The organism is Pseudomonas paraeruginosa, from assembly GCF_003025345.2.
Lineage (GTDB): Bacteria > Pseudomonadota > Gammaproteobacteria > Pseudomonadales > Pseudomonadaceae > Pseudomonas > Pseudomonas paraeruginosa.
This window is the reverse complement of the sequence record NZ_CP020560.1, coordinates 4,142,667-4,155,130: the sequence shown is the minus strand read 5'-3', so window position 1 is coordinate 4,155,130 and position 12,464 is coordinate 4,142,667. Positions and strand designations below refer to the sequence as shown.

The 12,464-nt window shown below is 64.2% G+C and carries 13 protein-coding genes; all 13 read left to right on the top strand.

What is annotated here, in order from left to right:
* Nucleotides 1–193: 193 nt before the first annotated feature.
* The 13 genes from B7D75_RS19655 to flgL all read left to right on the top strand — a co-directional run bounded on the left by B7D75_RS19655 (nucleotide 194) and on the right by flgL (nucleotide 12,420).
* Nucleotides 194–511, top strand: a complete 318-nt coding sequence (locus B7D75_RS19655) for a DUF2288 domain-containing protein (protein WP_003149704.1) — start codon at nucleotides 194–196, stop codon at nucleotides 509–511.
* A 66-nt stretch (nucleotides 512–577) separates the two neighbouring features.
* Nucleotides 578–940: a DUF5064 family protein gene (locus B7D75_RS19650; protein WP_003149705.1), complete on the top strand. Its 363-nt coding sequence runs from the start codon at nucleotides 578–580 to the stop codon at nucleotides 938–940.
* Between the two features lie 245 nt (nucleotides 941–1,185).
* Nucleotides 1,186–1,593 carry a flagellar basal body rod protein FlgB gene (gene flgB, locus B7D75_RS19645; protein WP_033969368.1) on the top strand — a complete coding sequence of 136 codons (408 nt, stop codon included), beginning with the start codon at nucleotides 1,186–1,188 and terminating at the stop codon, nucleotides 1,591–1,593.
* Nucleotides 1,594–1,598: 5 nt separating this feature from the next.
* On the top strand, nucleotides 1,599–2,039 hold the full coding sequence (gene flgC / locus B7D75_RS19640) for a flagellar basal body rod protein FlgC (protein ID WP_003082150.1): 441 nt from the start codon (nucleotides 1,599–1,601) through the stop codon (nucleotides 2,037–2,039).
* A 12-nt stretch (nucleotides 2,040–2,051) separates the two neighbouring features.
* Nucleotides 2,052–2,735, top strand: coding sequence for a flagellar hook assembly protein FlgD (flgD, locus tag B7D75_RS19635; protein ID WP_003149706.1), 684 nt, complete (start codon nucleotides 2,052–2,054; stop codon nucleotides 2,733–2,735).
* 27 nt (nucleotides 2,736–2,762) lie between these two features.
* Entirely contained in the window at nucleotides 2,763–4,151 is a 1,389-nt protein-coding gene (gene flgE / locus B7D75_RS19630) for a flagellar hook protein FlgE (protein WP_012076727.1), read from the top strand.
* A gap of 198 nt (nucleotides 4,152–4,349) precedes the next feature.
* Entirely contained in the window at nucleotides 4,350–5,099 is a 750-nt protein-coding gene (gene flgF / locus B7D75_RS19625; RefSeq protein WP_012076726.1) for a flagellar basal-body rod protein FlgF, read from the top strand.
* 46 nt (nucleotides 5,100–5,145) lie between these two features.
* The gene (flgG, locus tag B7D75_RS19620; protein ID WP_003082164.1) at nucleotides 5,146–5,931 is read left to right on the top strand and encodes a flagellar basal-body rod protein FlgG; all 786 of its coding nucleotides are present in this window, start codon (nucleotides 5,146–5,148) and stop codon (nucleotides 5,929–5,931) included.
* 45 nt (nucleotides 5,932–5,976) lie between these two features.
* A complete protein-coding gene (gene flgH / locus B7D75_RS19615) occupies nucleotides 5,977–6,672 on the top strand; it encodes a flagellar basal body L-ring protein FlgH (RefSeq protein WP_034079483.1) in 696 nt (231 codons plus the stop codon).
* An 11-nt stretch (nucleotides 6,673–6,683) separates the two neighbouring features.
* Nucleotides 6,684–7,793: a flagellar basal body P-ring protein FlgI gene (locus tag B7D75_RS19610; protein WP_003082169.1), complete on the top strand. Its 1,110-nt coding sequence runs from the start codon at nucleotides 6,684–6,686 to the stop codon at nucleotides 7,791–7,793.
* Between the two features lie 10 nt (nucleotides 7,794–7,803).
* Nucleotides 7,804–9,006 (top strand): flagellar assembly peptidoglycan hydrolase FlgJ, encoded by a 1,203-nt coding sequence (gene flgJ, locus B7D75_RS19605; protein WP_107114343.1) that lies wholly within the window; start codon nucleotides 7,804–7,806, stop codon nucleotides 9,004–9,006.
* A gap of 17 nt (nucleotides 9,007–9,023) precedes the next feature.
* On the top strand, nucleotides 9,024–11,075 hold the full coding sequence (gene flgK / locus B7D75_RS19600; protein ID WP_053814319.1) for a flagellar hook-associated protein FlgK: 2,052 nt from the start codon (nucleotides 9,024–9,026) through the stop codon (nucleotides 11,073–11,075).
* A gap of 25 nt (nucleotides 11,076–11,100) precedes the next feature.
* Nucleotides 11,101–12,420, top strand: coding sequence for a flagellar hook-associated protein FlgL (gene flgL, locus B7D75_RS19595; protein WP_053814318.1), 1,320 nt, complete (start codon nucleotides 11,101–11,103; stop codon nucleotides 12,418–12,420).
* The last annotated feature ends 44 nt before the right edge of the window (nucleotides 12,421–12,464 follow it).

The following is a 12,464-nucleotide window of genomic DNA, read 5'->3' as shown; positions in this document are numbered from 1 at the left end:
ACAGTGTAGAGCGGCGCTTCGTCGCTTGAAAAGCACGGCACGGCGAGCTTCCGTGAATCCTGTCGCCTGGTTGACATAAACGTATAGAAAAACGGCGTGGGCCTGCATCACCTCCCTGGACCCGGTGTTCCTTCGGCTGTCGTGGGCTACCGGCGGACGCTATCATGGCGTCCATGCAATCCAGGTAGATCCCATGACAGAACAAACTAGCACCCTCTATGCCAAGCTGCTCGGCGAAACCGCGGTCATTTCCTGGGCCGAGCTGCAACCGTTCTTCGCCCGTGGCGCGTTGCTCCAGGTCGACGCCGCCCTGGACCTGGTGGAGGTCGCCGCGGCACTGGCCGAGGACGATCGCGAGAAGGTCGCGGCCTGGCTCGCCGGCGGAGGGCTGGGCAAGGTGGAAGAAGCGGCGGCGAAGGATTTCCTGGAGCGCGACCCGCCCCTCTGGGCAGTGGTGGTGGCGCCCTGGGTGGTCATCCAGGAGCGCGCGGAAAAAGAGACGTTGCACTGATCCAGGGCGGTTTTCTTTCCTCGGACCCTGGCTAGACTGATCCCGATTCCCACCAGGAGACTCGTCATGTTCGAACCCGGCCACCTCCATCTGGTCAGCCTGCCCGGCCTCGACCAGCAAGACATCAACATCCATATCCGCTACGAGGTGCGGCACAACGCCGAAAGCGGCGCCTATGTGCACTTCGACATGGACGGCGAGATCGACGGCAAGCCCTTCAGCGACTCCTTCGAGCTGCCGCGCGATACCGCCTTCAACTTCGCCAGCGACGCCACCCGGGTCGCCCAGAAGCACGGGCTGCACCCGAAATTCGGCGCGATCACCCGGGTGCACAAGGAATACGATGCGATGTTCGAGGACATCCGCGACAAGCTGCACGCCCACCCGGGCGAGCCGGTGGACCTGGAGCGGATCATCCGCCACGAGTGACGCGCTCCCTTTTGCCGACAAGGGAAGGGCCCGATATCCACGATATCGGGCCTTTTTCGTTTGCCGGGGAGGCGGGCCTGCCGCTTGCCACCCTTGCCGGCAAGCGGAAATGCCTTGCCGCTTGCCGCTGACGGGAAGCCCCGTTTTTCATTCAACTATTTGAATTAAAAAGATTTTTTATATCTGGCACGCCCCTTGCTGAAGTATTGGCGACGATAGCCATACCGGCAAACAGGTTCGCAGCCATGAGCATCAGTTTCGACAGAGCACTCGGTATCCACCAGCAGGCCCTCAGCTTCCGCGCCCAGCGCGCCGAAGTGCTGGCCAACAACCTGGCCAACGCCGACACCCCGAACTACAAGGCTCGCGACCTGGATTTCGGCGCGGTTCTCGCCGAACAGAAGGACAAGGCCGCCAAGGGCACCTTCGCCACCCGCACCACCAACGAGCGGCATATCGCCGCCGAGGGCTTCGGCATGGGCGAGGGCAGCCTGCAGTACCGCATCCCGGTGCAGCCGTCGATCGACCAGAACACCGTCGACGCGCAGATCGAGCAGGCCAACTACGCCGAGAACGCCATGCACTTCCAGGCGTCCTTCACCTTCCTCAACAGCAAGTTCAAAGGGCTGGTCAGCGCCCTGCGTGGAGAGTAACCGCCATGTCCCTCGCCAGTGTCTTCAACATCGCCGGTAGCGGCATGAGCGCCCAGAGCACCCGCCTGAACACCGTGGCCAGCAACATCGCCAACGCCGAGACGGTTTCCTCCAGCGTCGACAAGACCTATCGCGCCCGCCATCCGGTGTTCTCCACCATGTTCCAGCAGGCCCAGGGCGACAGCGGTTCGCTGTTCGCCGACCAGGACAGTTCCGGGGCCGGCGTGCAGGTGCTGGGCATCGTCGAGGACCAGAGTTCGCTGATGCCGCGCTACGAGCCGAACCACCCGGCCGCGGACGCCAATGGCTATGTGTACTACCCGAACGTGAACGTGGTCGAGGAAATGGCCGACATGATTTCCGCCAGCCGCGCCTTCCAGACCAACGCGGAAATGATGAACACCGCCAAACAGATGATGCAGAAGGTCCTGACCCTGGGTCAGTGAGCGGAGTAGAGCATGAGCATCGATAACGTCAACAGCACTAATCGGGCCAGCGGTTCCGGCGCCACCGAGACCGGGCAGAGCGTCAAGGGCAGCAGCAACCTCGGCAAGGACGAGTTCCTCAAGCTGCTGGTCGCACAGCTGAAGAACCAGGATCCGATGTCGCCGCAGCAGAACGGCGAGTTCATCGCCCAGCTGGCCCAGTTCAGTACCGTCGAAGGCGTGCAGTCGCTGAACAAGAGCATGGAGAGCATCCTCTCCAACTATCAGTCGTCGCAGGCCCTGCAGGCTTCCTCGCTGGTGGGGCGCAAGGTCATCGTGGCGACCGACAAGTCGGTGGTGGATACCAAGGACACCTTCAAGGCATCCCTCAACCTGCCGGTCTCCAGCAGCAACGTCTGGGTCAACGTCTACGACGACAAGGGCACGGTGGTGAACCGCATCAACCTCGGCCAGCAGGCCGCCGGCAGCGTCAGCTTCATGTGGGACGGCAAGGACAGCAGCGGCAACATCATGCCGCCGGGCACCTACAAGTTCGAGGCGCAGACCTCGATCGACGGCAAGACCTACGGGCTCCAGACCTACCTGCCGGCCAACGTCGACAGCGTCACCCTGGGGCAGAACGGCGGCGAGCTGATGCTCAACCTCGCCGGCCTGGGCAGCATCGCGCTGTCCAAAGTACAGATCATCGGCCAATAAGCCGGCGTTTCCGGCAAGGAGCTATCCATGAGTTTCAATATCGGCCTGAGCGGCATCCAGGCGGCCTCCAGCGGCCTGAACGTCACCGGCAACAACATCGCCAACGCCGGCACCGTAGGCTTCAAGCAATCCCGCGCGGAGTTCGCCGACGTCTACGCCGCCTCGGTGCTGGGCTCGGGCAGCAACCCGCAGGGCAGCGGCGTGCTGCTCTCGGACATCTCGCAGATGTTCAAGCAGGGCAATTTCGAAACGACCAACAGCGTGCTGGACCTGGCGATCAACGGCAACGGCTTCTTCGTCACCAGCAACAACGGGGCGATCAGCTATACCCGCGCCGGTTACTTCAACACCGACAAGCAGGACTTCATCGTCGACAACAACGGCTACCGCCTGCAGGGCTACGCCGTGGGACCTAACGGGCAGTTGCAGAACGGCGTGGTCACCGACCTCAAGGTCGAGCGCGCCAACCAGGCGCCGAAGGCCACCTCCAGCATCCAGCAGTCGTACAACCTGGACTCGACCAAGAAGCCGCCGACCGTGACCCCGTTCGACCCGAGCGACGCCTCCACCTACACCTCGTCGTCCTCGCTGGGTATCTACGACAGCCAGGGCAACGCCCACACCATGAGCCAGTTCTTCATCAAGAACGAGCCGAATCCGAATGCCACGCCGCCGATCCCGGAGAACAGCTGGACCATGAAGGTGCTGATCGACGGGGTGAACCCGCTCGATCCGTCGAACAAGACGCCGATGAGCTTCAACGTCAGCTTCGACGCCAGCGGCCAGATGACCTCGGTGCGCGCGCCGGATGGCAGCACCGCCGGGCCGGGCTTCAGCATCGATCCGGCGACCAACGTGATCCAGTTCAGCGCGGCCAGCGGCAATCCGCCGACCCCGGGCACCGGCTGGATCCCGGCCGCCTCGGACGGCAAGACGCCGCCGACCTACGCCTGGAACGGCGCCACCGGCTCCGCCAGCGGCATCACCTTCGACATGCGCAAGTCCACCCAGTACTCCACGGCCTTCGCGCAGAGCAACCCGATCCAGGACGGCTATACCACCGGCCAACTGGCAGGGCTGGAAATCGACGAAACCGGGGTGGTCTTCGCCCGCTATACCAACGGCCAGTCCAAGGTGCAGGGCCAGGTGGTGCTGGCCAACTTCGCCAACATCCAGGGCCTGACGCCGATCGGCAAGACTTCCTGGGTGCAGTCCTCGGAGTCCGGCGAGCCGGCGGTCGGCGCGCCGCGCTCGGGCACCCTGGGGGCGTTGCAGTCCGGCGCGCTGGAAGCGTCCAACGTGGACATTTCCAGCGAGCTGGTGAATCTCATCGTCCACCAGCGCAACTACCAGGCCAACGCCAAGACCATCCAGACCGAGGATGCGGTGACCCAGACCATCATCAACCTGCGTTGACGATGATGGCGGCAAGGCCGCTTGCCGCCAGCGGCAACCCCCGGCCAGGGGTTGCCCCCGAAGCCCCGCCAGGGGGCTTTTCTGTTTTTTAATTCCTTTTAAATCAATAAGTTAGTTTTGTTTTCGAGTTCTGGCACGTTGCTTGCTGGTTAATCTGCAAGAACACCCGGCAGCCTGTGCCGGAGCCCGGAGGATTCGATGGACAAGATGCTGTACGTCTCCATGAGCGGAGCCAGCCAGAACACCCTGGCGATGCGCGCGCATGCCAACAACCTGGCGAACATCTCGACCAGCGGCTTCCGTCGCGACTTCGAGCAGGCGCGTTCGATGCAGGTGTTCGGCGACAGCTTCCCGGCGCGGGTATTCGCCATGAGCGAGCGGCCCGGGACCGATTTCAGCCATGGCAGCCTGCAGGAAACCGGCAACGAACTGGATATCGCCATCGACGGCGACGGTTTCGTCGCGGTGCAGGCGCCGGACGGCAGCGAGGCCTACGTGCGCACCGCCGGCATGCACATCGACGCCGTCGGCATGCTGCGCACCGGCGACGGTTTGCCGGTACTGGGCAACGGCGGGCCGATCGCCGTGCCGCCGGAAGAGAAGGTAGAGATCGGCCAGGACGGCACCATCAGTATCCGCGCCCTGGGCGAGAACCCCAACGTGGTCGCGGTGGTGGACCGGATCAAGCTGGTCAACCCGAACCTGAAACAGATGGAAAAGGGTACCGACGGCCTGCTGCACTACAAGCCGCAGCCGGGCGAGCAGGTGCCGCTGGCCGATGCCAACGTGAAGGTGGTCTCCGGTTTCCTGGAAAGCAGCAACGTGAACGCGGTGGAAGAGATGACCGCGATCCTCTCGCTGTCCCGTCAATTCGAACTGCACGTGAAGATGATGCGCACCGCCGAGGACGATTCGGCGGCCATGGCGCGGGTTTTGCAGATCAGCTAATCACTTGAGCGGGGCGCCATGAAACCGGCGCCCGAGGAGCACGACGATGTTATCGGCACTGTGGGTCAGCAAGACCGGTCTGTCCGCCCAGGACATGAACCTGACCACCATTTCCAACAACCTGGCCAACGTATCCACCACCGGCTTCAAGCGCGACCGTGCAGAGTTCCAGGACTTGCTGTACCAGATCCGCCGCCAGCCGGGCGGCCAGTCGACCCAGGACAGCGAGCTGCCGTCGGGCCTGCAGCTGGGTACCGGCGTGCGCGTCGTCGGCACCCAGAAGATCTTCACCCCGGGCAGCCTGCAGACCACCGAGCAGCCGCTGGACATGGCGGTGAACGGGCGCGGCTTCTTCCAGGTCCTGCTGCCGGACGGCACCGTTTCCTACACCCGCGATGGCAGCTTCCACCTGAACTCCGACGGCCAGATCGTCACCTCCAACGGCTTCGCCCTGGAGCCGGCGATCGTCGTGCCCAACGAGACCCAGACCTTCACCGTCGGCCAGGACGGCACCGTCTCGGTGACCACTACCGGCAACGCCCAGCCGCAGGTGATCGGCAACATCCAGACCGCCGACTTCATCAACCCGGCCGGCCTGCAGGCGATCGGCAACAACCTGTTCCTGGAGACCGGCTCCAGCGGCGCGCCGCAGGTCGGCACGCCGGGCCTCAACGGCCTTGGCACGGTGGCCCAGAACACCCTGGAAAACTCCAACGTCAACGTGGTCGAGGAGCTGGTGAACATGATCACCACCCAGCGCGCCTACGAGATGAACTCCAAGGTCATCTCCACCGCCGACCAGATGTTGTCCTTTGTCACCCAGAATCTTTGACGGGCCCTGACCGGGCCCTGGCTGTACGCCGCGAGGTAGCTTGACATGAACCGGCTGATGATCGTCTCCCTGCTTGGCATCGCCACCGTCCTGGGCGGTTGCGTCAATCCACCGCCGAAGCCGAACGATCCGTACTACGCGCCGGTGCTGCCGCGCACCCCGCTGCCCGCCGCGCAGAACAACGGCGCGATCTACCAGGCCGGCTTCGAGCAGAACCTCTACGACGACCGCAAGGCCTTCCGCGTGGGCGACATCATCACCATCACCCTCAACGAGAAGACCCAGGCGAGCAAGAAGGCCAACTCCGACATCCAGAAGGACAGCAAGACCAAGATGGGGCTGACCTCGCTGTTCGGCAGCGGCATGACCACCAACAACCCGATCGGCGGCGGCGACCTCAGCCTCAGCGCCGAATACGGCGGCTCGCGCGACGCCAAGGGCGACAGCCAGGCGGGGCAGAGCAACAGCCTGACCGGCTCGATCACCGTGACCGTGGCCGAAGTGCTGCCCAACGGCATTCTCTCCGTGCGCGGCGAGAAGTGGATGACCCTGAACACCGGCAACGAGCTGGTGCGCATCGCCGGGCTGGTCCGCGCCGACGACATCGCCACCGACAACACCGTGTCCTCGACCCGCGTGGCCGATGCCCGGATCACCTATTCCGGCACCGGCGCCTTCGCCGATGCCAGCCAGCCGGGCTGGCTGGACCGCTTCTTCCTCAGCCCGCTGTGGCCGTTCTGAGGATGCTCGCGATGACCAAGTTCAAGCACCTGCTGGCCCTCGCCGCGCTGCTCCTGGCCGCCGGCGCGGCCCAGGCCGAGCGGCTGAAGGACATTGCCAGCATCCAGGGCGTGCGGACCAACCAGCTGATCGGCTACGGCCTGGTGGTCGGCCTGAGCGGCAGCGGCGACCAGACCACGCAGACGCCGTTCACCCTGCAGACCTTCAACAACATGCTGGCGCAGTTCGGCATCAAGGTGCCGGCCAACGTCGGCAACGTGCAGCTGAAGAACGTCGCCGCGGTATCCGTGCACGCCGACCTGCCGCCGTTCGCCAAGCCCGGCCAGCCGATCGACGTCACCGTGTCGTCCATCGGCAACGCCAAGAGCCTGCGCGGCGGCAGCCTGTTGATGACCCCGCTGAAAGGTATCGACGGCCAGGTCTACGCGGTCGCCCAGGGCAACCTGGTGGTCGGCGGCTTCGACGCCGAGGGGCGCGATGGCTCGAAGATCACCGTCAACGTACCGTCCGCCGGGCGCATCCCGGCCGGTGCCACCGTCGAGCGCGCGGTGCCGAGCGGCTTCGACCAGGGCAACAGCCTGACGCTGAATCTCAACCGCCCGGACTTCACCACCGCCAAGCGCATCGTCGACCGCATCAACGAGCTGCTCGGCCCGGGCGTCGCCCATGCGGTGGACGGCGGCTCGGTGCGGGTCAGCGCGCCGCTCGATCCGAACCAGCGGGTCGACTACCTGTCGATCCTGGAAAACCTCGACGTGCAGCCGGGCGAGGCGGTGGCCAAGGTCATCATCAATTCGCGCACCGGCACCATCGTCATCGGCCAGAACGTCAAGGTCTCGCCGGCCGCCGTGACCCACGGCAGCCTGACCGTGAGCATCACCGAAGACCCGATCGTCAGCCAGCCAGGCGCTTTCTCCAACGGCCAGACCGCCGTGGTGCCGCGCTCGCGGGTGAACGCCGAGGAAGAGACCAAGCCGATGTTCAAGTTCGGTCCCGGCACCACGCTGGACGACATCGTCCGCGCGGTAAACCAGGTCGGCGCCGCGCCGAGCGACCTGATGGCGATCCTCGAAGCCCTGAAGCAGGCCGGCGCGCTACAGGCCGACCTGATCGTGATCTGAGGACGAGGCCATGGATTCCCGTTTGCTCAGCGGTATCGGTGGAACCCCCGACAGCGGTTCCTACACCGACCTTAACCGCCTCAACCAGCTGAAGGTCGGCAAGGACCGCGACGGCGAGGCGAACATCCGCAAGGTCGCCCAGGAATTCGAGTCGCTGTTCCTCAACGAGATGCTCAAGTCCATGCGTTCGGCCAACGAAGCGCTGGGCGACGGCAACTTCATGAACAGCCAGACCACCAAGCAGTACCAGGACATGTACGACCAGCAGCTGTCGGTGAGCCTGTCGAAGAATGCCGGCGGTATCGGCCTGGCCGACGTACTGGTGCGCCAGCTGTCGAAGATGAAGCAGGGCGCCAGGGGCAACGGCGAGAATCCGTTCGCCCGGGTCGCCGAGAACGGCGCCGGACACTGGCCGAGCAATCCCAACGCGCAGGCCGGCAAGGCCTTGCCGCTGCCGGAAGCCGGTCGCGACGACTCGAAGCTGCTCAACCAGCGGCGCCTGGCGCTGCCGGGCAAGCTGGCCGAGCGCATGCTCGCCGGCATCGTACCTTCCGCCTCGCCGACCGCCAGCCAGGCACAGGGCCTCGGCCAGGACAGCTACCTGCCGGCGCAGAGCTACCCGGCGGCGAGCCGCCGCGGTTTTTCCACCGATGGCCTCGACAGCCAGGGCAGCCGGCGCCTCGCCCAGCCGCCACTGGCCAAGGGACGGTCGATGTTCGCCTCGGCCGACGAATTCATCGCCACCATGCTGCCGATGGCCCAGAAGGCCGCCGAGCGGATCGGCGTCGACGCCCGCTACCTGGTGGCCCAGGCCGCGCTGGAAACCGGCTGGGGCAAGTCGATCATCCGCCAGCAGGATGGCGCCAGCAGCCACAACCTGTTCGGCATCAAGACCGGCAGCCGCTGGGACGGCGCCTCGGCGCGCGCCCTGACCACCGAGTACGAAGCCGGCAAGGCGGTGAAGGAAGTCGCGGCCTTCCGTTCTTATTCATCGTTCGAGCAGAGCTTCCACGACTACGTCAGCTTCCTCCAGGGCAACGATCGCTACCAGAACGCCCTGGACAAAGCCGCCAACCCCGAGCGCTTCATGCAGGAACTGCAGCGCGCCGGCTACGCCACCGATCCGCAGTACGCCCGCAAGGTGGCGCAGATCGCCAGACAGATGCAGACCTACCAGGCCGTCGCCGCCGCCGGCACGCCGCCCCTGGGTTGAGCAAGGAGGATTGATCCATGTCTGACCTACTTTCCATCGGCCTGTCCGGCCTGGGCACCAGCCAGACCTGGCTGACCGTCACCGGGCACAACATCACCAACGTCAAGACCCCGGGCTACAGCCGCCAGTCCGCCATCCAGCAGACGCAGGTCCCGCAGTTCAGCGGCGCCGGCTACATGGGCTCGGGCAGCCAGATCGTCGATGTGCGCCGGCTGGCCAGCGACTTCCTCACCGGCCAACTGCGCAACGCCACCAGCCAGAATAGCGAGCTGAATGCGTTCCTGGGGCAGATCGATCAGCTCAACTCCCTGCTCGCGGACAACACCACCGGGATCAGCCCGGCGATGCAACGCTTCTTCTCCGCCTTGCAGACCGCTGCGCAAACCCCTTCCTCGACCGAGGCGCGCGAGGCGGTGCTGGCCCAGGCTCAGGGCCTGAGCAAGACCTTCAATACCCTCTACGACCAGTTGGACAAGCAGAACAGCCTGATCAACCAGCAGTTGGGGGCGCTGGCCTCACAGGTGAACAACCTCAGCCAGAGCGTGGCCAGCTACAACGATGCGATCGCCAAAGCCAAGTCCGCAGGTGCTGTACCCAATGACCTGCTCGACGCTCGCGACGAGGCGGTGCGCAAGTTGTCTGAGCTGATCGGTGTGACGGCGGTCACCCAGGATGACAACAGCGTCAGTCTCTTCATCGGCAGTGGTCAGCCGCTGGTGGTGGGCAATACCGTCTCGTCGTTGAGCGTGACGCCAGGAGTGGATGATCCGACCCGCTATCAGGTGCAACTGACGCTTGGCGATTCCACGCAGAATGTGACCAGGCTGGTTTCCGGCGGGCAGATGGGTGGCCTGCTGACTTATCGCGATACCGTCCTGGACAGTTCCTACAACAAGCTTGGTCAACTGGCGCTGACCTTCGCCGATACCGTCAACAAGCAACTGGGGCAGGGGCTGGACCTGGCGGGCAAGGCCGGTAGCAACCTGTTCGGCGACATCAATGATCCGGACATCACCGCGTTGCGCGTACTGGCGAAGAACGGCAACACCGGTAACGTCCATGCCAGCCTGAACATCACCGACACGGCGAAGCTCAATTCCAGCGATTATCGGCTGGACTTCGACGGTACCGGTTTCACGGCGCGACGCCTGGGCGATGACGCCGCCATGCAGGTCTCGGTCAGCGGTAGCGGCCCGTATACCCTGACATTCAAGGATGCCAGCGGTGTCGACCAGGGTTTCAGCGTGACCCTCGATCAATTGCCGGCCGCAGGTGACCGTTTCACTCTGCAACCGACACGGCGCGGCGCCAGCGACATCGAGACTACCCTGAAAAATGCCGCGCAGCTGGCCTTCGCCGGTTCCGCCCGTGCCGAGGCCACTACCAACAACCGTGGCAGTGGCAGCATCGGCCAGCCGAACCTGGTCGGCGGGCCTTCACCGATCGACCCGGCGGTGCTGCAGAACGCCTTCGGTACAAATGGCCTGCCGCTGAGCGCGACGGTCAGCGCGGACGGCAAGACCTACACCCTTACCTCGCCTTTGCCGGCCGGCTGGAGCTATGTCGACAAGGACGGCAATGCTCTGTCCGGCAGTCCGACGCTGAGCAGCGGCTCTACCAACAATGTGCGCATGGCCTACACCGATCCGGGGAGCGGTCAGACCTATACGTACGAGTTCAATCTGGCCAACGTGCCGCAGACTGGCGATAGCTTCACCCTGAGCTTCAACAAGAACGGCGTTTCGGACAACCGCAATGCTCTCAATCTGAACGCCTTGCAGACCAAGCCGACGGTCGGCGGCACCGGTAGCACGGGGTCCACCTACAACGATGCCTACGGGGGGCTGGTCGAACGGGTCGGCACGCTGACGGCACAGGCGCGGGCCAGCACCGAGGCTTCGCAGACCGTGCTGAAGCAGGCTCAGGACAGCCGTGACTCATTGTCCGGGGTGAGCCTCGACGAGGAGGCTGCCAACCTGATCCAGTTCCAGCAGTACTACAGTGCGTCGGCCCAGGTGATTCAAGTTGCCCGCTCGCTGTTCGATACCCTGATAGGCGCGTTCCGCTGAGCGCTTTAACCGAGAGACCGTCGCCATGCGCATTTCCACGATCCAGGCTTTCAACAACTCGGTCAGTGGCATTTCCCGGAACTATGCCGATCTGACGCGCACCCAGGCTGAAATCAGTGCCGGCAAGCGCCTGCTGACTCCGGCCGACGACCCGGTCGGTGCCGTGCGTCTGCTGCAACTGAATCAGGAACAGGCACTCAACGGCCAGTACAAGTCAGGGATCACGGCGGCGAAGAACAGCCTGCAGCAGGAGGAAACCATCCTCAATTCGGTCGGCACCGTCATCCACCGGATCCGCGAGATCGCCGTCCAGGCGGGCAACGGTGGGCTGGACTCTTCCGACAAGAACGCGCTGGCCACCGAGTTGGCGCAACGTGAGGACGAGTTGCTGAACCTGCTCAATAGTCGCGATGCCAGCGGCAAATACCTGTTCTCGGGTAGCCAGGGCGACACCCAGCCTTTCGTACGCAACCCGGATGGTACCTACTCCTACAAGGGCGACGAAGGCCAGCGCGAGGTTCAGATCGCCAGCAGCACCTTCATCGCCATCAGCGACAATGGCAAGGTTCTTTTCGAAAGCGGCAGCAACGCCAACCGTGTATCCACCGGCAAGGATGCCGCTGGCCTGGACTCCAGCGGCAAGCCAAGCGGCAGCGGCATATCTCTGGGCCTGGTGACGGACAAGGAGGCCTACGACACGGTGTTCCCATCGAGTACGCCACCGCAAGCCAGCGATGGCGTCGGCATTCATTTCACCGATGCCAAGAACTACGTGGTCTACGATCTCAAGACGATTCCGCCGGGCTACGACTGGAGCACCAGCGACCCGAATCCGCCGAGCTTCGCCACGTTGGCCAGCGGCAAGATCGACGACAACCCCCAGAGCAGCGACTTCATTATTTTCGGTGGGGTGAAAGTGCAGATCGACGGCGAGCCGCAGGGGGGCGACACTTTCAGCATCAAGCGCCAACCTGACCAGGAAAAGCGTAGCCTGCTCAATACCGTGTCCGACCTGCGCAAAGCCCTGCTCAGTGCCGAGGATACGCCGGCCGGCAATCTGGCGATCCGTGACGCAGTGGGCGTGGCGATCTCCAACCTGGACTCATCGAACTCCCAGATACTGACCGGTCAGGGGCGTATCGGCGCCCGGATGAACGTCACCGAGTCGACCGAGACTTTCATCGACGACGTGACCCTGGTGAACACCGCTGTGATCTCGCAGATCCAGGACCTGGATTATCCCGAAGCGCTCTCCCGGTTAACCCTGCAGTCCACCATCATGGATGCGGCGCAGCAGAGTTTCGTGAAGATTCGCGGGCTGAGCCTGTTCAACTACATGAGCTAAGCGGATGACTACCGAAGGGCCGATATCGCGAAGTCGACAGCAGG

Excerpts from the sequence above, each read along its gene's own strand:
- B7D75_RS19655 (WP_003149704.1), top strand. The coding sequence starts at position 194 with ATGACAGAACAAACTAGCACCCTCTATGCCAAGCTGCTCGGCGAAACC.
- B7D75_RS19650 (WP_003149705.1), top strand. The coding sequence starts at position 578 with ATGTTCGAACCCGGCCACCTCCATCTGGTCAGCCTGCCCGGCCTCGAC.
- flgB (WP_033969368.1), top strand. The coding sequence starts at position 1,186 with ATGAGCATCAGTTTCGACAGAGCACTCGGTATCCACCAGCAGGCCCTC.
- flgC (WP_003082150.1), top strand. The coding sequence starts at position 1,599 with ATGTCCCTCGCCAGTGTCTTCAACATCGCCGGTAGCGGCATGAGCGCC.
- flgD (WP_003149706.1), top strand. The coding sequence starts at position 2,052 with ATGAGCATCGATAACGTCAACAGCACTAATCGGGCCAGCGGTTCCGGC.
- flgE (WP_012076727.1), top strand. The coding sequence starts at position 2,763 with ATGAGTTTCAATATCGGCCTGAGCGGCATCCAGGCGGCCTCCAGCGGC.
- flgF (WP_012076726.1), top strand. The coding sequence starts at position 4,350 with ATGGACAAGATGCTGTACGTCTCCATGAGCGGAGCCAGCCAGAACACC.
- flgG (WP_003082164.1), top strand. The coding sequence starts at position 5,146 with ATGTTATCGGCACTGTGGGTCAGCAAGACCGGTCTGTCCGCCCAGGAC.
- flgH (WP_034079483.1), top strand. The coding sequence starts at position 5,977 with ATGAACCGGCTGATGATCGTCTCCCTGCTTGGCATCGCCACCGTCCTG.
- B7D75_RS19610 (WP_003082169.1), top strand. The coding sequence starts at position 6,684 with ATGACCAAGTTCAAGCACCTGCTGGCCCTCGCCGCGCTGCTCCTGGCC.
- flgJ (WP_107114343.1), top strand. The coding sequence starts at position 7,804 with ATGGATTCCCGTTTGCTCAGCGGTATCGGTGGAACCCCCGACAGCGGT.
- flgK (WP_053814319.1), top strand. The coding sequence starts at position 9,024 with ATGTCTGACCTACTTTCCATCGGCCTGTCCGGCCTGGGCACCAGCCAG.
- flgL (WP_053814318.1), top strand. The coding sequence starts at position 11,101 with ATGCGCATTTCCACGATCCAGGCTTTCAACAACTCGGTCAGTGGCATT.